Annotated in this window: 23 protein-coding genes; 6 read left to right on the top strand and 17 right to left on the bottom strand. The window is 68.9% G+C overall.

All coding sequences use genetic code 11. The features are described from left to right. Nucleotides 1–5 precede the first annotated feature (5 nt). Nucleotides 6–743 (top strand): tRNA pseudouridine(38-40) synthase TruA, encoded by a 738-nt coding sequence (gene truA / locus ABB55_RS19385; protein ID WP_054360276.1) that lies wholly within the window; start codon nucleotides 6–8, stop codon nucleotides 741–743. A 149-nt stretch (nucleotides 744–892) separates the two neighbouring features. Then, complete coding sequence (locus ABB55_RS19380) at nucleotides 893–2,611, top strand: hypothetical protein (RefSeq protein ID WP_054360275.1); 1,719 nt, start codon at nucleotides 893–895, stop codon at nucleotides 2,609–2,611. 43 nt (nucleotides 2,612–2,654) lie between these two features. Here the strand turns inward: ABB55_RS19380 and ABB55_RS19375 are convergent, their stop codons facing one another. Next, nucleotides 2,655–3,005, bottom strand: coding sequence for a MarR family transcriptional regulator (locus ABB55_RS19375; RefSeq protein WP_054360274.1), 351 nt, complete (start codon nucleotides 3,003–3,005; stop codon nucleotides 2,655–2,657). A 440-nt stretch (nucleotides 3,006–3,445) separates the two neighbouring features. After that, nucleotides 3,446–4,843: a leucyl aminopeptidase family protein gene (locus ABB55_RS19370; RefSeq protein WP_420848237.1), complete on the bottom strand. Its 1,398-nt coding sequence runs from the start codon at nucleotides 4,841–4,843 to the stop codon at nucleotides 3,446–3,448. Between the two features lie 195 nt (nucleotides 4,844–5,038). Here ABB55_RS19370 and ABB55_RS19365 point away from each other — a divergent pair, with 195 nt between their 5' ends. Further along, nucleotides 5,039–5,830 (top strand): tetratricopeptide repeat protein, encoded by a 792-nt coding sequence (locus tag ABB55_RS19365; protein WP_054360273.1) that lies wholly within the window; start codon nucleotides 5,039–5,041, stop codon nucleotides 5,828–5,830. 242 nt (nucleotides 5,831–6,072) lie between these two features. Here the strand turns inward: ABB55_RS19365 and ABB55_RS19360 are convergent, their stop codons facing one another. From ABB55_RS19360 to ABB55_RS19315, 10 genes are all read right to left on the bottom strand, one after another. Further along, complete coding sequence (locus tag ABB55_RS19360; protein WP_054360272.1) at nucleotides 6,073–7,050, bottom strand: type II secretion system F family protein; 978 nt, start codon at nucleotides 7,048–7,050, stop codon at nucleotides 6,073–6,075. Nucleotides 7,051–7,133: 83 nt separating this feature from the next. After that, complete coding sequence (locus ABB55_RS19355) at nucleotides 7,134–8,135, bottom strand: type II secretion system F family protein (RefSeq protein WP_054360271.1); 1,002 nt, start codon at nucleotides 8,133–8,135, stop codon at nucleotides 7,134–7,136. Between the two features lie 14 nt (nucleotides 8,136–8,149). Continuing rightward, nucleotides 8,150–9,604 carry a TadA family conjugal transfer-associated ATPase gene (locus tag ABB55_RS19350; protein ID WP_054360270.1) on the bottom strand — a complete coding sequence of 485 codons (1,455 nt, stop codon included), beginning with the start codon at nucleotides 9,602–9,604 and terminating at the stop codon, nucleotides 8,150–8,152. Between the two features lie 43 nt (nucleotides 9,605–9,647). Continuing rightward, nucleotides 9,648–10,889: a CpaE/TadZ family protein gene (locus ABB55_RS19345; protein WP_054360269.1), complete on the bottom strand. Its 1,242-nt coding sequence runs from the start codon at nucleotides 10,887–10,889 to the stop codon at nucleotides 9,648–9,650. A 1-nt stretch (nucleotide 10,890) separates the two neighbouring features. After that, a complete protein-coding gene (locus ABB55_RS19340) occupies nucleotides 10,891–11,634 on the bottom strand; it encodes a CpaD family pilus assembly protein (protein ID WP_054360268.1) in 744 nt (247 codons plus the stop codon). Nucleotides 11,635–11,644: 10 nt separating this feature from the next. Beyond that, on the bottom strand, nucleotides 11,645–13,144 hold the full coding sequence (locus tag ABB55_RS19335) for a type II and III secretion system protein family protein (RefSeq protein WP_054360267.1): 1,500 nt from the start codon (nucleotides 13,142–13,144) through the stop codon (nucleotides 11,645–11,647). A gap of 38 nt (nucleotides 13,145–13,182) precedes the next feature. Next, a complete protein-coding gene (cpaB, locus tag ABB55_RS19330; protein ID WP_054360266.1) occupies nucleotides 13,183–13,992 on the bottom strand; it encodes a Flp pilus assembly protein CpaB in 810 nt (269 codons plus the stop codon). 181 nt (nucleotides 13,993–14,173) lie between these two features. Then, nucleotides 14,174–14,671, bottom strand: a complete 498-nt coding sequence (locus ABB55_RS19325; RefSeq protein ID WP_054360265.1) for an A24 family peptidase — start codon at nucleotides 14,669–14,671, stop codon at nucleotides 14,174–14,176. Between the two features lie 57 nt (nucleotides 14,672–14,728). After that, entirely contained in the window at nucleotides 14,729–14,911 is a 183-nt protein-coding gene (locus ABB55_RS19320; protein ID WP_054360264.1) for a Flp family type IVb pilin, read from the bottom strand. Nucleotides 14,912–15,163: 252 nt separating this feature from the next. Further along, nucleotides 15,164–15,331 (bottom strand): Flp family type IVb pilin, encoded by a 168-nt coding sequence (locus ABB55_RS19315; RefSeq protein ID WP_054360263.1) that lies wholly within the window; start codon nucleotides 15,329–15,331, stop codon nucleotides 15,164–15,166. A gap of 558 nt (nucleotides 15,332–15,889) precedes the next feature. Here ABB55_RS19315 and ABB55_RS30660 point away from each other — a divergent pair. From ABB55_RS30660 to ABB55_RS19300, 3 genes are all read left to right on the top strand, one after another. Continuing rightward, complete coding sequence (locus ABB55_RS30660; RefSeq protein ID WP_054360262.1) at nucleotides 15,890–16,354, top strand: pilus assembly protein N-terminal domain-containing protein; 465 nt, start codon at nucleotides 15,890–15,892, stop codon at nucleotides 16,352–16,354. A 199-nt stretch (nucleotides 16,355–16,553) separates the two neighbouring features. Beyond that, nucleotides 16,554–17,108: a TadE/TadG family type IV pilus assembly protein gene (locus tag ABB55_RS19305; RefSeq protein ID WP_054360261.1), complete on the top strand. Its 555-nt coding sequence runs from the start codon at nucleotides 16,554–16,556 to the stop codon at nucleotides 17,106–17,108. Further along, nucleotides 17,108–17,701 (top strand): TadE/TadG family type IV pilus assembly protein, encoded by a 594-nt coding sequence (locus ABB55_RS19300; RefSeq protein WP_244472184.1) that lies wholly within the window; start codon nucleotides 17,108–17,110, stop codon nucleotides 17,699–17,701. The genes ABB55_RS19305 and ABB55_RS19300 overlap by 1 nt, the downstream gene beginning before the upstream one ends. A gap of 42 nt (nucleotides 17,702–17,743) precedes the next feature. Here ABB55_RS19300 and ABB55_RS19295 read toward each other — a convergent pair whose 3' ends face one another. The 5 genes from ABB55_RS19295 to upp all read right to left on the bottom strand — a co-directional run bounded on the left by ABB55_RS19295 (nucleotide 17,744) and on the right by upp (nucleotide 21,570). After that, complete coding sequence (locus ABB55_RS19295) at nucleotides 17,744–18,088, bottom strand: rhodanese-like domain-containing protein (protein WP_054360259.1); 345 nt, start codon at nucleotides 18,086–18,088, stop codon at nucleotides 17,744–17,746. A 98-nt stretch (nucleotides 18,089–18,186) separates the two neighbouring features. Continuing rightward, nucleotides 18,187–19,173, bottom strand: coding sequence for a phosphate/phosphite/phosphonate ABC transporter substrate-binding protein (locus ABB55_RS19290; protein WP_054360258.1), 987 nt, complete (start codon nucleotides 19,171–19,173; stop codon nucleotides 18,187–18,189). Between the two features lie 145 nt (nucleotides 19,174–19,318). After that, nucleotides 19,319–19,882, bottom strand: a complete 564-nt coding sequence (locus ABB55_RS19285; RefSeq protein WP_054360257.1) for a TIGR02281 family clan AA aspartic protease — start codon at nucleotides 19,880–19,882, stop codon at nucleotides 19,319–19,321. Nucleotides 19,883–20,000: 118 nt separating this feature from the next. Beyond that, nucleotides 20,001–20,912, bottom strand: a complete 912-nt coding sequence (locus ABB55_RS19280) for a PfkB family carbohydrate kinase (RefSeq protein WP_054360256.1) — start codon at nucleotides 20,910–20,912, stop codon at nucleotides 20,001–20,003. Between the two features lie 22 nt (nucleotides 20,913–20,934). After that, on the bottom strand, nucleotides 20,935–21,570 hold the full coding sequence (upp, locus tag ABB55_RS19275; RefSeq protein ID WP_054360255.1) for a uracil phosphoribosyltransferase: 636 nt from the start codon (nucleotides 21,568–21,570) through the stop codon (nucleotides 20,935–20,937). Nucleotides 21,571–21,725: the final 155 nt, after the last annotated feature.

The following is a 21,725-nucleotide window of genomic DNA, read 5'->3' as shown; positions in this document are numbered from 1 at the left end:
CCGCCATGGCCCGTTTCAAGCTCACGATCGAATATGACGGCACGCCCTATGTCGGCTGGCAGCGGCAGTCCAACGGCGCCTCCGTGCAGGGCGCCCTGGAGGCCGCCATCCTGGCCATGACCGGCGAGACCGTGACGCTGCGCGGCGCCGGGCGCACCGATGCCGGCGTCCACGCCACCGGCCAGGTCGCCCATGTCGACCTCGCCAAGGACTGGCGCCCGGCCGTGGTCCGCGACGGGCTGAACGCGCATCTGGTCGAGGAGAGCGTCGTCGTGCTCGCCGCCGAGAGGGTTGCCGACGATTTCGATTCGCGCTTCTCCGCGCGCGGCCGGCACTACATCTACCGCATCCTCGACCGGCGCCCGCCCCCGGCGCTGGACCGGCGCCGCGTCTGGCACCGGCGCGAACCGCTCGATGTCGAGGCCATGAATGCCGGCGCGCGCCACCTGCTCGGGCATCACGACTTCACCACCTTCCGGTCGGCCAACTGCCAATCGAAATCGCCCATGAAGACGCTCGACCGCCTGGAGGCGCGCCGCGTCGGCGACCTGATCGAGGTCCACGCCGACGCGCGCTCCTTCCTGCACAACCAGGTCCGCTCGATGGTCGGCACCCTGGAACGCGTCGGCCTCGGCGCCTGGCCGCCCGAGCGCGTCGCCGAAGCCCTCGCCGCCCGCGACCGCGCCGCCTGCGCCGCCGTCGCCCCGCCCTGGGGTCTCTATCTGGTGGGTGTGGACTACTGACGGCGGAGGCCGGTCGCGCCGGTCGCCATAACCGCTTGGTGGCCCCGTGCTGCCGAGAGTTACAAAATCCCGCCAGCGGCACGCAAAGGGTTGACGGACACGGCCCCGGGTTGTGGAATTGGGGCATTGCAAACAGCCCAGCGGTTGCGATGTCGTCTCCCGTCCGGTCCCGACCCGTCGCCGCCCTGCTGGCTGCGCTTCTTGCCGGTCTCACGGCAACGCTGCCGAGCCGGGCCGCGGAACCGTCCGGTCAGGGCGGCGTTGCGCCGGCGATTCCGCCGGCTGGCCCGCGCGTCTCGGCGCCCCTGGTACCCGGCGCCGTCACGGTCGAGAGCCTGGAACGCCAGCTTCTGATCGTCAGCCCGCATGCGGAGCCGGAGCGCTGGGCGGACCTGCATATCCGGATCGCCCAGCTCCTGCTGGCGATCCAGCCCAGCCTCGACGATCAACGCGAAGCGTCCCGTCACCTGATCGCAGCGCGGAAGGTCGTCTCCCCGACGGCCGACCTCGATCGCTATCTGGCCCTCGCGAACGGAGCCGCCGAGGGCTTGGCGTCTGTCGCGAGAATAACTTCAAACCCCGGGCTTCTGGCGGAAGCCGCCGAAGAATACCGGGCCGCCATTGCGGTCCTGACGCCGCAAAGGCCGAAGGATTGGGTCCGCTTTCATCTGAGCCTCGCCTGGACCGAGGCGGAGCGTTCCGAGCTTCCCGACGCCCCCGAAGGCAGAAGGGCGGCGGCGCTCACGGCCGCCGTCGCCTCGACCCAGGCGGTCGGCCCCGACTTCCTGCCGGAACTCTGGAAGAAAACGGTCGTAGTGGTGGGCAGTATCGCCGGCCAATGGGTCCGAAAGCACCCCTCGGGCGCGGACCCGAAACTTGCCGACGAGAGTCTGGCCATTCTCCGACGGGCTCTCGCGGTCGAGGCCGAGCGACCGGACACCTTCGACGTGACGACGCGGGCTTCGATCGCCCTCCACGCCGTCGATCTTTTGGATTCCCGGTTTGACGCGACGCAGGACGTCGGATCCTTGGCGGAGGCGCGGGACCTTCTGCTCGCGAGCATCGCCGATCTGAAGCGGAAACAGCAGGACGATCTGGCGGAAATGCACACCGCCGCTCTGGCTTTGGTGCTCGGCAAGCTCGGGGGCGCCCACGGGTCGGCAGCCGATCTCGAAGCCTCCGTGAGGCTCCTGCAAGACCTGCTGGCGAAAGCCGACCAAAGCAGCGTGCCGGCGACCGGTTCGTGGACCGGTTCAGTGATCATCACTCTCGCCGACAGCAGCCTGAGGGCCGCCAATCAGTTCAACGATGTCGAGCATTACGATCGCTATGCCGGAACCATCCGCATGGCCCTGGCGCGGCTGACGGCGGCGAACCGAAGCGACGTCATACCGAATCTCCAGGCGCGACTGGCCAGCCTGCTGGTCGCGCGGCATGAGATCGCAGCCGCGCCGGCCCTGCTGCAGGAGGCCGTCGGCCTGTTGCAGAGCGCTCTCCGGACCAACCAAGCGGCCGGCCTGGACGCTGCCGCTCGCCAGAACCGCCTCGACCTGACCATCGCCCGGCATTGGCTGGCACGCCATCATCGCGATCGCCGGCTCGCCCGGGCGGTGCTGGCCGATCAGCGCGCCCTGACCAAGGGCTTCAACCGGGCGACGGAGACCTCCGACTGGGCGCTGCAGCGCCATGCGGTCGCGATGACGCTGAAACTGGTCGCCGAACTCGACGGCAAGCCGGGTCTGCTCGACGAGGCCATCAAACGGATCGAGGAAGCCCGGGCGGCGATGGAAGAGACCGGCATGGACATGGCCCAGGTCGAAGCCGACCGGCTGGACCTCTATCGCCTGCGCAAGGCCGCGAAGCGGTAGCCCAGGCTCGGGGGCGAACGGCCTTCCCGCCCTCCGATCCCCGCTACCGCGGTAGGCCTTTGGCGCGGGCGATGACGCGATCGCCGAGGCGTTCGACCCACAACGCGCCGGCGACGGTGCGCTGGATCAGGACGTTGCGCAGGTCGATCTCGTCGCGGCGGCGCTCGATCAGGCCGAGCCGGCCGAGCGCGTCGAGGGCGCGGGTGACCACCGGCTTGGTCACGTCGAGCCGGGCGGCGAGGCCGCGCACGGTGTGGGGCGGGGGCTCCAGATAGACGGTCAGCAGCACGGCCAACTGCCGGGCGGTCAGGTCGGTGCCGTCGCCGCGCACCAGATCGATGGTCACGTCGTGCCAGAGCTTCAAGGCCTGGCTGGGGCGCAGTTCGACCGGCATGACGGAGGGCGCTCGATGTCGGAGGGATCGCTGGCGGGGAGATCGATGTCTGGGGGCTCGATTTCGGGGGCGCGAGGTCTTGGCAGGCGTTCGTTTCGCAGCCGGAATGGTATCCGGCCCACGGGCGAACGGGCAAGGGAGGGAGCGAGCGAGACGTGCCTCCGCGCCTGCATTGGGTCATGGCGCACGGATCGTCCTTGACCCGACGAACCGCCTCCTTGCCGGACCGGATCCGGACCGTCCGACGGCCGGCCCCCGCGCCGGCAGCCGCCCGGCCGGAGCCGGCGCACCGCCGGGGCCGTCGCGCCGTCCGGCCGAACGCCGCCGGTGAGAGCAAGGTCCGATCGGAGCGATCCGCGATCGGAAACAGCTTGCGCCAACAAAAACATGCAGAGGATCATCCGATCCCTTCAGACCGGATGATCCTCGAGCGACCGCGCTCAGGCGCCGGCGTAGCGCTTCTCGATGGCCGCGAACAGGGCGCGGATGCCCTGGGCCTCGCCGCCGTCGGGGCGGCCGGGCTTCGGCGACGGGTTCCAGGCATAGATGTCGAGATGCACCCAGGTGCGCGCCCGCTCGACGAATTTCTTCAGGAACAGGGCCGCGATGATCGAGCCGGCGAAGCCGCCCGAGCCGATATTGTTGGTGTCGGCGATCTTGGACTCCAGCATCGGCGCATAGGGCATCCAGAGCGGCAGGCGCCACAGCGGATCGTGCACGGCCGCCGAGGCCGCGGCGAGTTCGGCGGCGAAGCCGTCGTCGTCGGTGTAGAAGGGCGGCACGTCGGGGCCGAGCGCGACGCGGGCCGCGCCGGTCAGCGTCGCCATGTCGACGATCAGGTCGGGCGCCTCCTCGTCGGCGAGCGCCAGCGCGTCGGCCAGCACCAGCCGGCCCTCGGCATCGGTGTTGCCGATCTCGACGGTCAGGCCCTTGCGGCTCGGAAACACGTCGCTCGGCCGGAAGGCGCGGCCCGAAATGGCATTCTCGACCGCCGGGATCAGCACGCGCAGGCGCACCGGGAGCCGGGCGTCGACGATCATGCGCGCCAGGCCGAGCACGTTGGCGGCGCCGCCCATGTCCTTCTTCATCAGGAGCATGTTGGTGTCGGGCTTGATGTCGAGGCCGCCGGTGTCGAAGCAGACGCCCTTGCCGACCAGCGTCACCTTCGGGTGGTCCGGGTCGCCCCAGACGAGATCGATCAGCCGCGGCGCCCGGTCCGAGCCCTGGCCGACCGCCTGGATCAACGGGAAGCCGGCGGCGAGGTCGTCGCCGGCGAGCACCCGGAAGGATGCGCCGGCGCTGCCGGCCATCTCGGCGGCCGCAGCCGCGAGTTCGGCCGGGCCGAGATCGTTGGCCGGCGTGTTGACCAGGTCGCGCACGCCCGTGATGGCGGCGATCTGGCTTTCAAGCCGCGCGCGGTCGACGGTCGGGCCGAGCTTCAGCCGGGCGACGGGGCCGTCGCCGCCCTCCCCGCCGCGCTTGTAGCGGCGGAAGCGGTAGGCGCCGAGCGCCCAGGCCAGCGCCGCCAGGGTCTCGTCGGCGACGCCGCTTTCGAAGCGGTAGTCGCCGGCCGGCAGCAGGGTCGAGAGCTTGCCGATCAGGAAGGGCGAGGCCGCATCCGAGCCCTTGCCGAGGCCGAACAGGACCGAACCGATGCCGCCGGAGGCTTCCGGAACGACCAGATGGCTGCCGGCGGCGGCCTCGAAGCCGGAGGCGCGGGCGAAGGTCGCGGCGGCCGGGGGCAGGCTGTCGAGGAGCGCGGCGAGGTCGGCCGCGGCGACCGCGCGGATGGCGAGGGTGGGACCGGACCCGTCGGCCGGCAGGATGCGAGCAGTCACGGTGTTCAAGTCCTCGTCGCGTGCGGAACCGGAAATTCGGGCGCCGTTGCGGGACTTTACCGCGCCGCGGCGGCATGTCCACCGGGGCCTGCCGGGACCCGGCCCGGCGCTGCGGGCGGGGCGCCTTAACCGATCATTAGGGTTAACGGACTATTGCAGGGACGTGGTCTCGTCCGACCTCGCCGGTGACCGTCCATGTCTCATCTTCCGCGTCCCCTGCCCGTTCTCGCCCTCGCCGTGACCGCCGCGCTGATCGTCGGCGGCTGCGCCCGCAAGCCGCAGCAGCCCGATCCGGCGACCACCGGCAGCATCGGCCCGCAGGCCGAGGAGACCCTCAAGACGAGCGTCGACAGCTGGGCGAAGCGCTATGTCGAGGCGCCCGAGAACCGCGATGCGATCCTCGGCTATGCGCAGGCGCTGCGGCTGAACGGCCAGACCCAGCAGTCGGTCGAGGTGCTGCGGCGCGCCATCCTGGTCTATCCGAAGGACGGCCAGATCGCGTCGGCCTACGGCAAGGCGCTGGCCTCCAACGGCGACCTGGAAACGGCCCTGAAGGTGGTCCGCAACGCCAACTCGCTGACCACGCCGGACTGGCGCCTGCTCTCCGCGGAAGGCGCCATCCTGGATCAGCTCGGCAATGTCGGCGAGGCGCGCAAGGCCTATCAGACGGCCCTGAAGATCGTGCCGGACGAGCCGAGCGTCCTGAACAATCTCGGCCTGTCCTACCTGCTCGCCAACGAGGCGGCCAACGCCGAGGCGACGCTGCGCAAGGCGGCCGCCCAGCCGCGCGCCGACAGCCGCGTGCGCCAGAACCTCGCGCTGGCGCTCGGCCTGCAGGGCAAGTTCGACGAGGCGGAGAAGGTCGCGCGCGCCGAACTCTCGCCGGCCCAGGCGCAGGAGAACGTGAACTATCTGCGCGCCATGCTGGCCCAGCAGAGCACCTTCAAGGATGTCCGCCAGCCGGACCGGCGCAAGACCGGCGCCTGAGGCCCCGCTCCGCTCCGGCCGCCCCGCTCCGGCCGCCCCGCTCAGGCCCATCCGGGCCTGCCCCATCGCTTCATGAGACCCCGCCGCGCCGTCCGAGACCCCGGACCGCGCGGCTTTCGCTTGTCGGGCGGATGGCGCGCCGTTCGGACGCGGGCGATCGGCGCGCGCCCGGAGGGTCCGGCCAGCTCGGAGATCGCAGACACGCCCCGTCGGCCGCACGGATGCGAACCGGCGGGCCGGCCTCAGTTCAGCTTGAGCAGCTGGATCATGGCCGGGCCCATGATGACGATGAACAGCACCGGCAGGAAGAATACGATCATCGGCACGGTCAGCTTGGGCGGCAGCGCGGCGGCCTTCTTCTCGGCCTCGGCCATGCGCGCGTCGCGGCTTTCCTGCGACAGCACGCGCAGCGCCTGGCCGAGCGGCGTGCCGTAGCGCTCCGCCTGGATCAGCGCCGTGACCACGCCCTTGACCGATTCGAGGCCCGTGCGCATGGCCAGGTTCTCGTAGGCCTTGCGCCGCTCCTGCAGGAAGGAGAGCTCGGCGCAGGTCAGCGACATCTCCTCGGCGAGCGGGATCGACGAGGAGCCGATCTCCTCGGCCACCTTGCGGAACGCGGCCTCGATCGACATGCCGGATTCCACGCAGATCAGCGTCAGGTCGAGCGCATCCGGCCAGGAGCGCCGGATCGACACCTGCCGCTTCTGGATCATGTTGGAGAGATAGAGGTTGGGCAGATAGAGGCCGAGCCCGGCGAGCCCGACCGAATAGGCCACCTTCATGCCGGCCGGCGTCGCCGATCCCTTGGCCAGCACGAAGAAATAGGTCGTGCCGAGGATGAACAGCGCGAAGGGCAGCACGAAGCGCGCGAACAGATAGACGGTGATCGGCGCCTGGCCGCGGAAGCCGGCCATGCGCAGCTTGTTCTGGGTGCCTTCGTCAGCGAGCGTCTCGCGCAGATTGAACCGGTCGACCAGCTCGCGCATATAGGCCTTCGGCTCGTTGCGCAGGCTGATCTTGGATTCCGCCGCCAGTCGCGCCCGCTCGCGCGCCCGGATCTTCTCGCGCTCGACGCCGACCGCCTTCATGCGCGTCTTCAGCTGGTCGCGCTCCAGGAGCGGCATGGTCAGGGTGATGATCGTGGCGGCGACGCCGATCGCGACGAGGACGCCGAGCATGAAGCTCGGATCCGTCATCAGCGTCATGATGGTCTTGAACATGCCGTCACCCGTCTAGAACGCGGCCGCCCGCCGCATACCGCCGCCGCACCGCACCGCGCCCCGCCGCCGGGCGCGCCGCACGGTCAGAAATCGAAGTTGATCATCTTCTTCATGACCATGATGCCGATGAACATGTAGAGCAGGCCGCTCGCCACGATCATGTTGCCGGACGTCGTCGTGAACAGGACCGAGATGTAGTTCGGGCTGGTGACATAGACGAGCAGCGAGACGATCACCGGCAGCGAGCCGATGATGCCGGCGGAGGCCTTGGCCTCCATCGACACGGCGGCGATCTTGGCGCGCATCTTCTTGCGGTCGCGCAGGACGCGCGAGAGATTGCCGAGCGTTTCGGACAGATTGCCGCCGGCCTTCTGCTGGATCATGATCACGATGCCGAAGAAGTTGGCCTCCTGCACCGGCATCCGCTCGAACAGCTTCTGACAGGCCTCGCCGAGCGGCACGCCCATATGCTGCGCCTCGACGATCTGGCGGAACTCGCTGCGCACGGGCTCGCGCGATTCGTTGGCGATGATGCGCAGACAGTCGCCGAGCGGCAGGCCGGACTTGATGCCGCGCACGATCACGTCGACCGCATTGGGCAGTTCGTCGACGAACTGCTTGATCCGCCGCTTGCGCCGGAACGCCAGGAACCAGCGCGGAAAGCCGAAGGCGCCGATGATGAAGGCGCCGGCGGCGATGAACAGCTTGGCCTTGATGAACAGGGACAGCACGACGAAGCCGAGCCCGCACAGCATCGAGAAGATGAAGAAGGACTTCTTGGTCCATTTCAGGCCGGCCTGGCTGAGCCGGAGCGCGAGCGGCGGCGAGGCGTTCTGCTTCAGCTTGGCCTGCTGCTTGGCCTCGAAATCGCGGATGGCGTCCTGGATGCCGCGCCGGCGCTGGCTCTGCTCGGCCTGGATGCGCTTCTCCGAAGAGACCCGCTCGCGGTCGATCAGCGCGCCGACGCGCTTCTCGGTCAGGTTCTCGGACTGGACGCGCGAGAACAGCAGCGCCCAGGCGATGCCGCCCGCGGACAGCATGGCGAGCACCGTAATGGCCAGGATTGTGAAGGTCGGCCCGAACATTCACCCGGCTCCCGTCACGCTGCCGCCTCGCCGATGTCGGCCTTGTCGAGCGCGTCGGCCAGCCGCTTTTCCTGGTTGTAGTAGCGCGCCCGCTCCCAGAAGCGCGGCCGGCCGATGCCGGTCGAGCGATGCCGGCCGATGATCCGGCCGTGCTCGTCCTCGCCGAGGATCTCGTAGAGGAACAGGTCCTGGGTGATGATCACGTCGCCTTCCATGCCCATCACCTCGGTGATGTGCGTGATCCGGCGCGAACCGTCGCGCAGGCGCGCGGCCTGGACGATGACGTCGACCGAGGACACGATCATCTCGCGGATGGTCTTGGAGGGCAGCGAGAAGCCGCCCATCGTGATCATCGATTCCATGCGCGACAGGGCCTCGCGCGGGCTGTTGGCGTGCAGCGTGCCCATCGAGCCGTCATGGCCGGTGTTCATCGCCTGCAACAGGTCGAAGGCCTCCGGTCCGCGCACCTCGCCGACGATGATCCGTTCGGGACGCATGCGCAGGCAGTTGCGGACGAGATCGCGCATGGTCACCTGCCCCTCGCCCTCCAGGTTCGGCGGCCGGGTTTCGAGGCGCACCACATGCGGCTGCTGGAGCTGCAGTTCGGCCGCGTCCTCGCAGGTGACGATGCGTTCGGTGGTCTCGATGTAGCGCGTCAGGCAGTTGAGCAGCGTCGTCTTGCCCGAGCCGGTACCGCCCGAGACGATGACGTTGCATCGGCTGAGACCGATCACCTGCAGGACGGTCGCCCCCTCCGGCGAGATGGAGCCGAACTTCACCAGCTGGTCGAGGGTCAGCTTGTCCTTCTTGAACTTGCGGATGGTGAGGGCCGGGCCGTCGATGGCCAGCGGCGGCGCGATCACGTTGACGCGCGACCCGTCGGGCAGGCGCGCGTCGCAGATCGGGCTCGATTCGTCGACGCGCCGGCCGACCTGGCTGACGATGCGCTGGCAGATGTTCATCAACTGCTGATTGTCGCGGAACCGGATATTGGTCAGCTGCACCTTGCCGCTGACTTCGATGAAGGTCCGTTCGGCACCGTTGACCATGATGTCGGCGATGTCGTCGCGCGCCAGCAACGGCTCGAGCGGACCATAGCCGAGCACGTCGTTGACGATGTCCTCGAGCAGTTCCTCCTGCTCGGCGATCGACATCACCACGTTCTTCAGCTGGATGATCTCGTTGACGACGTCGCGGATCTCCTCACGGGCGGACTCGATATCGAGCCGGGCCAGCTGGGAGAGGTCGATCGTGTCGATCAGCGCGGAGAAGATCGAGCTCTTGACGTCGTAATATTCCTCCGAGCGCGGCCGGGCCTCGGGCCGGTTCGGCGGGATGGCCGCATCCGACGCCCCCGACGGGGACGCCGGTTCGGGCGGTCGCGCAGATCCGGCCGGCGCCGCCGGCACCGGTTTCGGTGGGGGCGGCGGGACCGTTCCAGTGCCTGATGCTCCGCGCTTACCGAACATCCTCAGTCCTCTGAACCTGCGTCACGCGCGGCGGCGGACCTGTTCACTTGGCGCCCCGCAACCGCGCCAGCAGCGGCGCGAAGGGAGAGCGCCTCGCCTTCTTGATTTCGTGCTTGCCGGTGACGACCTGCGCGAGCTGGCGGAAGGTCTCGCCGACCGCGCTCTTCGGATCGGTCTCGGCGATCATCTGGCCGTTGTTCGAGGCGGTGCCGAACAGGGCGGCGTCGAACGGAATCTGCGCGGTGATCGGCAGGCCGAGCGCCTTGGCGAATTCCTCCGGCTTGATCTCCGGCCGCTTCGGGACGCCGACCATGTTCATGACCAGGCGCGGCGGCGCATCGTTCGGACGCGCCTGCTTCAGGGTATCGGCGAGGTTCTTGGCGTTGCGCAGGTTCGCGAGATCCGGGGCGCAGACCAGCACCGCCTCGTCGACGGAGCGCAGCACCCGCCGGACCCAGCCGGTCCACAGATGCGGCACGTCCAGCACCACGATCGGCACGCCCGTGCGGGTGGCATCGATGATCGGATCGAAGGCGGCCTCGTCATATTCGTAGGGGCGGTCGAGCGTCGCGGGCGCCGCCAGCAGGTGAAGATTCTCGGCGCATTTGGCGAGCAGCCGGTCGAGATAGACATCGTCGACCCGCTCGGGCGCCGCCAGCGCATCGCCGATGCCCTGGGTCGGGTCGAGGTTGAAATCCAGCCCGGCGGTGCCGAAGGCGAGGTCGAGATCGGCCAGAACGACCTCGTGATTGTAGGTCTTGGCGCAGGCCCAGGCGACATTGTGCGACAAGGTCGAGGCGCCGCAGCCGCCCTTGGCGCCGACGAAGGCGACCGTGCGGCCGAGCGGGGCGGCGTCGGGCTTGTAGTAGATTTCGCCGATCTCGCGGATGAGATCGAACACGGTGATCGGCGCGACCATGTATTCCGAGACGCCGCGCCGCGTCAGCTCGCGGTAGAGAATCACGTCGTTGATATGCCCGATCACGATCACCTTCGAGCCGGGGTCGCAATTCTCGGCCAGCTGGTCGAGCTGGCCGAGGATCACGTCGCGTCCCTCGCGCGATTCGACGATGACGAGGTTCGGCGTCGGCGCCGTGCCGTAGAAATCGACGGCCGCGGCGAGACCGCCGGTCTGCACCTTGGTATGGGCTTTGACCATGCGACGGTCGGCGGCGGCGGCCTCGACGATGTCGGCCACCTCCTTCGTCTCGCAGAAGGCCTGCACGGCGATGCGCGGGATCGACCTGAGATCGAGGCCGGGCATGTTCTTGTCCGCAGGGCTCATGTCAGTTCCCGATATTCGAGATCGACTTCTTGTCCAGGGCGGTTTCCGACTTGGTCGGCGCGCCCTGGCGGTATTTCGAGATGACCGTGGTGCGCCGGGTGGCGTCGGAGGCCGGCATGCCCTTCGGCGTGACGAGGTCGCTCGGGTCGACCACCATGGCGGCGATGTTGGCCTGATAGGCGCAGCCGAAATTGTAGTAGTCGGAATTGTCGAACTGGCCGACCACCTGGTCGGGCCAGGTGCCGCAGGCATGCGGCACGCCGGCCACGACGCGCGGATAGGCGAGGCGGATCGGCGCATCGGCGGCGGCCTGCTCGACCTTGTAGGGCGCCAGGCTGATCGCATGGGCGGGCACGCCGCCGCGCTGCAGGGCGGTCTTGACGCTGCGCGACATCTGGGAGGCGGCGGTTTCGTTGCCAGAGCCGCTCGGCACCAGGATCGTCACCCCGCTCGCGCCGCGCTCGCGCGACTGGGCACCGAAGGCCGCGATGGTCTCGGCGGTGGTCTCGGTCAGCCGGCCGGACTGCGAGCCGACCGGAATGTCCAGGGTCTCGGCGGATTCGCTGAGCACGATCGGATGCCGGGTCCGGTAGCCGTCATGCGGGACCGAGCCGGTGATGGTCGGTTCCGACTTGGGAACGCCGGAGCAGCCGGCGAGCATCAGCGCGGCGGCGGCGAGCGCAGTCGCCAGACCCGGAGCACCGGCGGCACCGGAACGGGTCGGAGCGGAATCGGAGGGACGCATCGGACCACCCTTATTCGTAGATGAAGCCGTACTGGCCATGATAGGCGCCGGCGGTCGAACGGCCGTCGGATCGATAGGTGCGGTTCAGCCGGCCGAGAAAGCTGGCGGCGGCGTCCGAGGACGCCTGGAAGTTCTGATCCGGGCGGACCAGCTTGCCGGGCGCGACCGGCTGCACGACGATCGGCTGGACGAAGATCGCCAGTTCGCTCTGCGAGCGCTGGTAGTCGCGGCTGCGGAACAGCGCGCCGAGGATCGGCAGGCTCATCGCGCCCGGCACGCCGGCCAGGGACTGGCGCACGTCGTCGCGGATCAGGCCGGCCATCACGATCGTGCCGCCCGACGGCACCTCGAGGGTGGAATCCGCGCGGCGGACGCGCAGCGCCTGGATATTGAGCGACGAAGAGGTCGAGCTGCCGATCGAGAAGGAGCCTTCCGAGGTCGGCTCGGAGACTTCGGTGTTGACCTTCACGCTGATGCGGCCTTCGGCCAGGACGACCGGCACGAAGCTGAGCGCGATGCCGTATTTCTTGAACTCGACCGTGATCGAGCCGTTCTGCTGCGAGACCGGGATCGGGAACTCGCCGCCGACCAGGAAGGTCGCCTCCTCGCCCGAGATGGCGGTCAGCGTCGGCTCGGCCAGGGTCCGCATCAGGCCGTTCTGCTCCAGGGCCTGGACGGTCGCCGAGAAGCGGTTGTTGCCGTTGACGTTGGAGAAGGTCGGCGTGCCGCTCGAATAGGGCACCAGGCCGGCGCCGGAGGAGCCGTTGACCGCGAAGGGATTGGAGGTCGCGAAGGCGGTCGTGAAGCTGCCGCCGGTGGCGACGGCGGCCAGATCGATGCCGAGCTGCTTGACGACCGAGCGCTGCACTTCGGCGATGGTCACCTTGAGCATCACCTGGTCCTTGCCGCGGATGGTCAGCGCATTGACCACTTGCAGCGAATCGCCGGTCGAACTGGCCGAACCGCCGCCGCCCGCCGCGGCCGTCGAGCCCGTGGTGCCGCCGCCGACCGGCGCACCGACGAAGCGGCTGGCGACTTCGAGCGCCTGCATGGCGTCGGACGGGCTGCGCACGGACCCGCTCAGCACGACCGTGCCGGCGACCGCCTCGACCTTGATATCCCCGGTCGGCACCAGCCGGCGCAGCAGGCCTTCCAGCGTCGCGGTATCGGGCTGGACCTGGAGTTCGTAATTGGCGATCTGGCGGCCGTTGCCGCCGAACACGACCACGTTGGTGGTGCCGAACTTGTTGCCGAGCAGATAGAGGCGCCGGTTGGTGCGCACCACCGCATCGGCGATCTGCGGGTTGGAGACCAGCACGTCGCGGATCTCCTCGTCGAAGTCGATGATGGTCGACTTCGAGACGGCGAGCTTGAGGGGCCGCGGCGCGGCATTCTGTCCGCGCCAGGCGCCGCCGGTCTCCGCCGCCAGGACGGTTCCGCCTGTCAGGCCCGGGCCGGCGGCCAGCGCGGCCACTGCCAGGAAAGCCGCTGAAAGGAATGTGCGAACCATGATTTCCTCTCGGATCGTAGCGGACCGGACCGTCGGCCTCAGCGCGTCGTCACCCGGCTGGTGACGCCGTAGCGCACCACCCGGACGGCGCTCGTCGCCTCGTTTCGGTTGCCGTCATCGGCGATCGGCGTGTCGGCATCCCGGATCGAGCGCAGGACCAGCGAGATGGTGCCGAGCTGCTGGGCCTGCGCGACGATCTCGACCTGGCGCGGGGTCAGTTCGAGCGTCGCGGTATCGCGCGCCACCACCGCCGGCTCGCCCTTCTCGATCACCTGCTGGTCGATGGCGAGCACGCGGATATTGGTCAGCAGGGTCTCGGAGACGAACGGGTCGCCGCCCGAGGACCCTGCGGTCTTCGGCGCGGCGCGGGTCAGGATGATGTCGACATGGTCGTTCGGCAGGACGAAGCCGCCGGCCGTGGAGACGGCCTTGACCTCGACCGCCAGGGCACGCATGCCCGGCGACAGGATCACCGACATGTAGCCGCGATCCGACTTGATCAGCCGGCCCTCGCGCACCGGCTCGCCGGCCGCGATCGGCTGGCGGGCGATGGTGCCGACCAGTTCGAGCGTCGCGTTGGGGCGGTTGGCCTTGGCGATATAGGCCTCGCTCATGCCGCTCTTCGGCCAGGGCTGCCAGATGAGATCGGCCGCCGCGACCTTGCCGCCCATCGGGATGTCGCGGCCGAGCACCAGGACGTCGACCGTATCCATCCGCGGCGCGGGGGCGTCGGCGACCGGCGTGGACGGCGGGGCCTCGTTGGTTCCGATCATGCTGGTCGCCACCATGGCGGCGGCCAGCCCTGCGCCGATGGCGACGGTCAATACCAGGAGACGCGCGACTTTCATGGCTTCGACTCTTCGGGCGACAATTCGGGACCCATGCCCCTTTCGCCCGTGAGTTTCGATCAGCAATGGTTCAAGTATGGTTAATGAGACGTTTTGAAGTTTACCTAAGCAATCGTGAACCGCCCGTCATGCACAGGTTCGTCCGCAGCGCTGCGGCTCAGTGGCGACGGTCGTCGGGTCGTCAGATGATGCTCTGCACCCAGATCGACTTCGGGTAGACCGTCAGGGCGGCCGCCGCGAGGGCAATTCCGTACGGAACAGTCCGCTTCTCGGCGAACTTGGCCAGGAAGCCCAGTTGCAGCACCGGCAGCGGCTCCAGATGCTTCGAGATCACCAGCACGAACAGGGTCAGCGCGCCGCCGTAGAGCGAGAACAGGATCATGAATTCGAGCAGGTGCGGCATGCCCAGCCAGAGCGCCACCGCGGCGCCGAACTTCACGTCGCCGCCGCCCATCCAGCCGCACACGAAACAGATGTAGCCGGCCGCGAAGACCGCGAAGGCCGCAGCGAAATGCAGCCCGAAGGCCGCCGGCGTCATGCCGACGAAGGGCGCGAGCAGCAGGAAGAAGGCGACGAGCAGGATCGAGACCCGGTTCGCGATGGTCATGGTCAGGAAGTCCGTCACCGCCGCATAGGCGACGAGCAGCGGGAAGACCACGGCAACAGCCGGCTCGAGCATGGCTCCACTCCATACGATCACGCGGGCGATCATCGCCCCGGGCGGCTGAAGGCCGGGTTAACCCGACCGGACCGATGCGCCGATGCGGTCGCGCAGCAGGCCGTAGGCATCGGACAGGCTGGTCGACAGGGCCGTCACTGCGACCACGATCGCGACCGCGATCAGGGCGCCGACCAGACTGTATTCGACGGCGGTCGCCGCCCGGTCGTCGGCGAGGCAGCGCAAGAGCTTGCGTGTCATGGCCACTCCGCCGGCAGGAAGACGATCCGAAGGCTCGCGACCCTGGCAGCCTGATCGAAATCGGTTGCGCATTGGTAACGGCCTTCGCGAAGACTTGAACCGTTGCCGATATCGCCGACTTCGGCAGTCAAAGAGACGTTGGTTTGGACCGACGCGACGGACGGATGACTTCCGTCCCGATCGCCCCCCGGAGACGCAAACGGCGGCAGGTTGCCCTGCCGCCGCTTGTCGAGGGCCCGATCGCCCCTCGGATTACGAGGTCTTGATCTTGCTCTTGATGTAGTTGAACGAGTCGTTCAGCGTGGTGCCGAGGGCGGTCGCACCAGCGATGATCGCGATGGCGATCAGCGAAGCGATCAGGCCGTACTCGATCGCGGTGGCGCCCGACTCGTCCTTCAGGAAGTGAGCGAACTTGGTCATGACATGCTCCTAGTACACGGTTTGCTCGACTTTTTCGGGGAGAGCCGCCGTCGGGCCCGTTCTCCGGAAGTCATCGTGACCATACCGGCCAGCTTCTAAGCCTCGGTAAAGACGATTGGTTATTTTTTCCCTCCAGAATGTCTCACCACCACGACCCCCAACAGGGTATTCGAATTGTTAATTCGATCGAATTTTTTAGATTTTCGCGGATATTAACTCGAACAATATGGCCGCATTCATTCGTCTCAACTTTGCTTGCAGCCGTGACGGCAATCCAGTCCGCCCGGCCGGCGCGGTGACGGGCGACTAGACGGGCATGGCGGGGCGCCCAAGACCGGGCCGGGCCTCGGAACCGGCCGGAGCGGCCGGGACTAGACATCGCTGCCGATGAATACCCGCCCGCCTCACCTTGGGGCACCCACGGCAGCCTGCAGCCTCAGATCGTCCCGCATTCTGACCGGCACCGAACGCGAGCCGAAAGCTCGACACACCCCGTTAGTCCTTCATTCACCAAGGCGCCGGATGATGGGGGCCGTTCCAAGACGGATCCCGATCGCCATGCGTACCGCCCTGGCCGTTCTCCTGGCCGCACTCCCGTTCCTCGCCGGACCCGCCGGCGCGAAGGATCCGATCCTGGTCACCATGGATCGTGCCAAGGTGATGCGCATCTCCACGCCGGCCGACACCGTGATCGTCGGCAATCCGGGCATCGCCGATGCGGTCGTGCACGACCGGCAGACCCTGATCATCACCGGCCGCATGGTCGGCGTCACCAATCTGGTCATCCTGGACAAGAAGGGCGAGCCGATCGCCGACGAGACCATCACGGTCGAGAAGATCCAGCAGAACCTGGTCACGGTTCAGCGCGGCAACCAGCGCTCCAGCTATTTCTGCACGCCCCATTGCGCGTCCATGATGGAAGTCGGCGACTCGCCGGAATCCTTCGGCACCGCGCAGGCCCAGATCAGCCAGCGCAACTCCCTCGGCGCCCAGTTCACCGGCGGCCCTCCCGGCCAGCAATGACCCGCGCCCGCCCTACGGGCTGAACCGGATGGCAGGGGCCGCCGCCGTGACAGGGCGCGATTCGCTTCGGTGCCTGGCCAGATTCATTGCCGGAACGTTAACCGATCGGCGAAATTTGTCCCTGTCCAAAAACTTTTCCTCAAGCCTTCCGAATTAGTCTTCGGATCGAACGCGAATTGCGGCTCTTTCGGAGGACTGCATGCAGACCCCGCACCCATCGGCCCGAGCCGGACGCTGGCGCCTTCTGCGCCGTCTGGCGCGCGACCGCGACGGCGCCGCGGCGGTCGAGTTCGCCTTCGTGGCCCTGCCCTTCTTTGCCCTGATCGGCGCGATCATCGAAACCTCGATGGTGTTCCTGGCCAACCAGGTGCTCGAGACGGCCGTCTACGACGCCTCGCGGCTGATCCGCACCGGCCAGGCGCAGCAGTCCGGCTATGACTCCGCCGCCTTCAAGACGCAGGTCTGCAACCGGCTCTACATCCTGGTCGACTGCGCCGGCGTCTCCGTCGACGTGCGCACCGTGTCGACCTTCAGCGCGGTGACGACCACCGCGCCGGTCGACGAGAAGGGCAACTTCGTCAACACGAGCTTCACCTACAGCGCCGGCAAGGCCTCCGAACTGGTCATGGTCCGGGCCTACTACCAATATCCGCTGATCTTCAGCAGCCTGGGTCTCGACCTGTCCGACCTGTCCAACGGCAAGCGGCTGATCGGCACGGTCACGGCCTTCCGCAACGAGCCCTTCCCGTGGTGATGCCCATGCGCGCCCGCCTCGCCGCGGCGATCCGCCGTCTCGGCCGAAAATCCGGTCTCGCCGCCCTCGGCCGCGACCGGCGCGGCGTCTCGGCGGTCGAATTCGCCATCCTGCTGCCGCTGATGATCACCCTGTTCTTCGGCGGCACCGAGCTCAGCCAGGCGATCACGATCTATCGCAAGGTCGGCCACACGGCGACCGTGCTCGGCGATCTGGTCACCCAGTCGAGCACGATGAACACGACCGACATGAACAACATCTTCGACGCCGCCAAGGCGATCATGTCGCCCTATTCCAGCTCCGACGCCAAGCTCCTGGTCGCGGCCCTGAGCTGGAGCGGTTCGGCCTGGAAGATCGAGTGGGTCAAGAGCCAGGGCACGGGTGCTTCGACCGGCTGGACCGCCGGCTCTGCCCCGCCGACCAGCGGCACGCCGCCATCGAACCTGCAGAGCACGGCCCAGTGGGTGATCGTCTCGAAGGTCGACTACACCTATACCAGCGCCTTCTCGGCGGTCTGGAACACCACCTCGATCGCGCTCGGCGACATCGCCTATCTGCGGCCGCGCCTGTCCGCGACCATCCCGTTCACCTGATCGACCCGGCGACGGCGGCCGCGCCGCGGCAGGGCGCGGCGATCAGCCCTGCCAGGGCACCGTCGGCAGGCCGCGACCCAGCCAGCCCGGGCCGGCGGGCGAGCCCATCATGCCCTCGTCGACATTGTGGACGGTAGAAAAGCCATGCGCCGAGAGTGCGCGGGCGACCTGCGCGGAGCGGCCGCCGGCCGCGCAGACGATCGCCAGCGGGCGGTCCCGGTCGCCGTCGACGAGGTCCAAGAGCGTGTCCAGGAAGGCCGGATCCTGCATCGACAGCGGGTGGGCGCCCTCGCCGATGCCGGTCCGCAGCCATTCGTCGGGATTGCGCACGTCGATCAGGACGACACTGCCGTCGAGGGCGGCACGGCGGGCGGTCTCGCTATCCATCGGTCGGTTCCTTCAGGGGGTCGAAAGGGTCGGGAAGCCCGGGCCGTCGGGGTCCTCGGGGCCCCCGGGGTCGTGCGGGCGGCGGGCCGAGGTCCGTCTCAGCCCGGCGGCTTCGGTGTCGCCGGCGGCCTGGCTTCGCCGTCCGGCGGGGTCACGAGCACCAGCAGGGGCTGATAGGCGGCGTGGTCGATGGTCGCGAAGCCGCCGCCCATGACCGGCTCGACGGCGTCGTAGGCGTCGGGATCGTCCTGGCGCAGGTGGGTCAGGACCTCGCGGATGCGGTTGCGCATCTGCGCAGGCAGATCGGTCCGGACGGCGTGCGGGCCGTGCGGGATCGGCGCGGAGGTCCAGACGATGCGCACGTCGGTCATCGCGAAGGCCTTGCGGTCGACCATGTCGCGCAGGGTGCCGCGCGAATAGCCCGCCTCCATCGCGCCGTCGAGGCTCGACCAGGCGAGCGCGGCGTCGACCTTGCCGGCCAGCATCAGGCGCACCGCCGCCTCCGGCCCGGTCGTGGTCTCGATCCGGCCGAAATGCGCCGAGGGCGGCAGGCCGGCGGCGGCGAGTTCGGCGAAGGGCAGCAGGCGGCCGGCGACCGAGCGACCGTCCGAGGTCGCGATGCTGGCGCCCTTCAGGTCCTCGACCCGTTCGGCCTTGGCGCCGCTCTTGACCAGCATCACGGCCCGGAACGACAGCGTGCCGTCGGCCGAGCGCGGTGCCGCCGCCGGCTCGATGCACTGGCACAACTTCCAGGCCATCGCATAGGCGCTCGCCGACAGGATCGCATAGTCGACCCGCTTGGTGGCGATGGCGTCGATCAGCGTCTGGCCGTCCTTCATCGGTACGATCTGGACCGAGGTGCCGACATCGTCCGAAAGCCGGCGCCGGAACGGCTCCAGCCGGGTGCGCAGGACCTGCGGCCGCTCCGCGCCGACCACGCCGATCTTGATGCCCGGAATGATCACGACCGAATTCTGCGCCAGGGCATGCGCCGCACCGGCCAGCGAAAGGCCCCAGGCGAGGAGGACGGTGCGGGCCGCCGGACCGGCTCGAAACCGGGCGCGCCGGACTATCTTGGGGATCATGGCTCCGGTTCCGGGCTCGAACATGCGGGAGCGCACGGAACCGGACCGCCCGCCATCCGTCAAGAGGAAGCTCGCGCCAGCGCCGCATCGGCGCCAGGGCCGCACCGGCTTCAGGTCTGGACGCAATCGTCGGACGCCCGCCGCCTCATTCGACCAGCAGCAGCCGGTCGCCGCGCATCTCGACCTTGCCGAGCCGCTTGATGAAGCTCATGCCGAGCAGGTTGGTGGTCAGAGCGCGCGCCGGCACCACCAGGGCCTCGACCTTGGACACGCGCACGTCGCCGATTCGCACCTCGCCGAGCGTCACCCGGGCCGCCTTGGTGGTGCCGTTCGCGGTCGCGATCGGCACGTCGAATTCGGAGGGCAGCGGACGCAGGCCGAGCCGCACGGCATCCTCGTAGCGCAGGGCCACCGAGGTCGCCCCGGTATCGACCATGACCGGCACCGGCGTGCCGTTGATGCGCGCATCGACCTCGAAATGGCCGCGGATATCCGCCCTCAGCGATACGCTGCGGCCCCGCCCGGCCGGGGCCGGGGCGCGGTCCGGCGCGGCGGTTTCCTCGGCCCGGTAGCCGACCGCGGTCGGGATGCTGCCGTCGGGCCGGTCGGCGATCCATGACAGCGCGTCGACCAGATACGGGACCGCCGCAGGCGCCAGGAGGATGGCGAAGCAGCCGACGAGGATGGAGCGGAGCACGACCTGCAGCATGGCGATCCCGGATGCGATGCGCCGAGGCTACGGAACGGCTCCTAACGAGTGCTGAAACCATTCGGCCGAATTCGACCGTCCGGACGGACCGTGGCCGGAATGCATCAACCGGGCGGCCTCAGAGCGGCCGCAGCACGATGCCCGCCGCCAGGGCGCGGATCTCGGCGAGATCGCGGAAGCTGGTCTGCGCGCCGCTTTCCCGGCAGGCGAGGCTGCCGGCGGCCACCGCCTGGCGCAGGGCCGTCTCGCTGGTCTCGCCGCGGTCGAGCGCGGCGGCGAGCGATCCGCAGAAGGCATCGCCGGCGCCGGTCGTGTCGACCACGGTCACCGCCGGCGGGGCCGCAGCCAACGCCCGCCCGTCGACCACGCCGACGATCCCCTGCGCACCCAGGGTCGCGACCACGTTGCGGCCGAATCGGGCGGCGGCGGCGCGGCAGAAGGCCTCCGGCTCGCCCGGCAGGTCGGTCAGCTCGCCGTAGCGGCGCGCCTCGTGCTCGTTGACGATGATCCAGTCGGCCGCCGCGAAGGTCGCCTCGGCGACCGGCTCGGCCGGGGCGGCATTGTAGACGATGCGGGCGCCGGCCGCCCGGGCCATCGCGATGGCGGCCTCGACCTCCACGGTGCCGAGCGAATTCTGCGTCACGAAGGTCACGCCGGGGCCGAACAGGCCGTCGAGCCAGGCGGCCCGGGCGGTGTCATTGGCCGCATTGGCGCCGATCATCAGGTTCTCGCCGCCCGGGCCGATCGCGATCATGTAGAGGCCGGTCGGCGAGGTCGAGGTCCGGACGCGCGAACAGTCGACGCAGGCCGCCTTCAGATTGGCGAGCGCGGGTTCGGCGAAGCCGTCGCGCCCGACTGCCCCGACCAGGACGGCGCGGGCGCCGGCCCGCGCCGCGGCGAGCACCTGGTTGGCGCCCTTGCCGCCGGCGAAAAGCTGGTAGTCGCGCCCCTTCACGGTCTCGCCGGGCACCGGGAAGCGCGCCACCACGGTGACCAGGTCGACATTGATGGTGCCGAAGCCGACGATCACCGGCCGCCCCGTCCGCCGCCGGTCACTTGGTGCCGTACATGCGGTCGCCGGCATCGCCGAGGCCGGGCATGATGTAGCCCTTCTCGTTCAGCCGCTCGTCGATCGCCGCGCAATAGATGTGCACGTCCGGATGCGCGTCGCGCATATGGGCGATGCCCTCCGGGGCGGCGAGCAGGCAGACGAAGCGGATGTTCCGGGCGCCGCGCTCCTTCAGCCGCTCGACCGCGGCGACGGCCGAATTGGCGGTCGCCAGCATCGGGTCGAGCACGATGACCAGCCGGTCGCCGATATCCTCCGGCGCCTTGAAATAGTATTCGACCGCGACCAGCGTCTTCGGATCGCGGTAGAGGCCGATATGGGCGATGCGGGCCGACGGCACCAGCTCCAGCATGCCTTCGAGGAGCCCCATGCCGGCGCGCAGGATCGGCACGAAGACGAGCTTCTTGCCGGCGATCTTGGGCGCCATCATCTTGGTCAGCGGCGTCTCGATCTCGACCAGGGTCAGTTCGAGATCGCGGGTCGCCTCGTAGCAGAGCAGCAGCGCGATCTCGCGCAGCAGCTGGCGGAAGCTCTTGGTCGAGGTCTCCTTGTCGCGCATCAGCGTCAGCTTGTGGCTGACCAGCGGATGGTCGATGACGGTCACGCCGTCCTGGTGCATGCCTCGCTCCTCGCGCCCGATTGTCCTGCCGCCGACCCTAAACGACGCCACGGCCTGCGCAATCGCGAATCGTCGGCAATCCACCGCGCCTGCCGCGTCGCCGGGCGCTGCGCCGGCCCGGTCCGGTGCGTCGTCTTCAGGAACTGGCATAGTTG

The organism is Prosthecodimorpha hirschii (genome assembly GCF_001305515.1).
GTDB lineage: Bacteria > Pseudomonadota > Alphaproteobacteria > Rhizobiales > Ancalomicrobiaceae > Prosthecodimorpha > Prosthecodimorpha hirschii.
This window is presented reverse-complemented; position numbering and strand designations above follow the sequence as displayed.

What these genes read in the sequence shown, in the direction of transcription:
- truA (WP_054360276.1), top strand. Translation starts at nt 6, where the DNA reads ATGGCCCGTTTCAAGCTCACGATCGAATATGACGGCACGCCCTATGTC.
- ABB55_RS19380 (WP_054360275.1), top strand. Translation starts at nt 893, where the DNA reads ATGTCGTCTCCCGTCCGGTCCCGACCCGTCGCCGCCCTGCTGGCTGCG.
- ABB55_RS19375 (WP_054360274.1), bottom strand. Translation starts at nt 3,005, where the DNA reads ATGCCGGTCGAACTGCGCCCCAGCCAGGCCTTGAAGCTCTGGCACGAC.
- ABB55_RS19365 (WP_054360273.1), top strand. Translation starts at nt 5,039, where the DNA reads ATGTCTCATCTTCCGCGTCCCCTGCCCGTTCTCGCCCTCGCCGTGACC.
- ABB55_RS19360 (WP_054360272.1), bottom strand. Translation starts at nt 7,050, where the DNA reads ATGTTCAAGACCATCATGACGCTGATGACGGATCCGAGCTTCATGCTC.
- ABB55_RS19355 (WP_054360271.1), bottom strand. Translation starts at nt 8,135, where the DNA reads ATGTTCGGGCCGACCTTCACAATCCTGGCCATTACGGTGCTCGCCATG.
- ABB55_RS19350 (WP_054360270.1), bottom strand. Translation starts at nt 9,604, where the DNA reads ATGTTCGGTAAGCGCGGAGCATCAGGCACTGGAACGGTCCCGCCGCCC.
- ABB55_RS19345 (WP_054360269.1), bottom strand. Translation starts at nt 10,889, where the DNA reads ATGAGCCCTGCGGACAAGAACATGCCCGGCCTCGATCTCAGGTCGATC.
- ABB55_RS19340 (WP_054360268.1), bottom strand. Translation starts at nt 11,634, where the DNA reads ATGCGTCCCTCCGATTCCGCTCCGACCCGTTCCGGTGCCGCCGGTGCT.
- ABB55_RS19335 (WP_054360267.1), bottom strand. Translation starts at nt 13,144, where the DNA reads ATGGTTCGCACATTCCTTTCAGCGGCTTTCCTGGCAGTGGCCGCGCTG.
- cpaB (WP_054360266.1), bottom strand. Translation starts at nt 13,992, where the DNA reads ATGAAAGTCGCGCGTCTCCTGGTATTGACCGTCGCCATCGGCGCAGGG.
- ABB55_RS19325 (WP_054360265.1), bottom strand. Translation starts at nt 14,671, where the DNA reads ATGCTCGAGCCGGCTGTTGCCGTGGTCTTCCCGCTGCTCGTCGCCTAT.
- ABB55_RS19320 (WP_054360264.1), bottom strand. Translation starts at nt 14,911, where the DNA reads ATGACACGCAAGCTCTTGCGCTGCCTCGCCGACGACCGGGCGGCGACC.
- ABB55_RS19315 (WP_054360263.1), bottom strand. Translation starts at nt 15,331, where the DNA reads ATGACCAAGTTCGCTCACTTCCTGAAGGACGAGTCGGGCGCCACCGCG.
- ABB55_RS30660 (WP_054360262.1), top strand. Translation starts at nt 15,890, where the DNA reads ATGCGTACCGCCCTGGCCGTTCTCCTGGCCGCACTCCCGTTCCTCGCC.
- ABB55_RS19305 (WP_054360261.1), top strand. Translation starts at nt 16,554, where the DNA reads ATGCAGACCCCGCACCCATCGGCCCGAGCCGGACGCTGGCGCCTTCTG.
- ABB55_RS19300 (WP_244472184.1), top strand. Translation starts at nt 17,108, where the DNA reads ATGCCCATGCGCGCCCGCCTCGCCGCGGCGATCCGCCGTCTCGGCCGA.
- ABB55_RS19295 (WP_054360259.1), bottom strand. Translation starts at nt 18,088, where the DNA reads ATGGATAGCGAGACCGCCCGCCGTGCCGCCCTCGACGGCAGTGTCGTC.
- ABB55_RS19290 (WP_054360258.1), bottom strand. Translation starts at nt 19,173, where the DNA reads ATGATCCCCAAGATAGTCCGGCGCGCCCGGTTTCGAGCCGGTCCGGCG.
- ABB55_RS19285 (WP_054360257.1), bottom strand. Translation starts at nt 19,882, where the DNA reads ATGCTGCAGGTCGTGCTCCGCTCCATCCTCGTCGGCTGCTTCGCCATC.
- upp (WP_054360255.1), bottom strand. Translation starts at nt 21,570, where the DNA reads ATGCACCAGGACGGCGTGACCGTCATCGACCATCCGCTGGTCAGCCAC.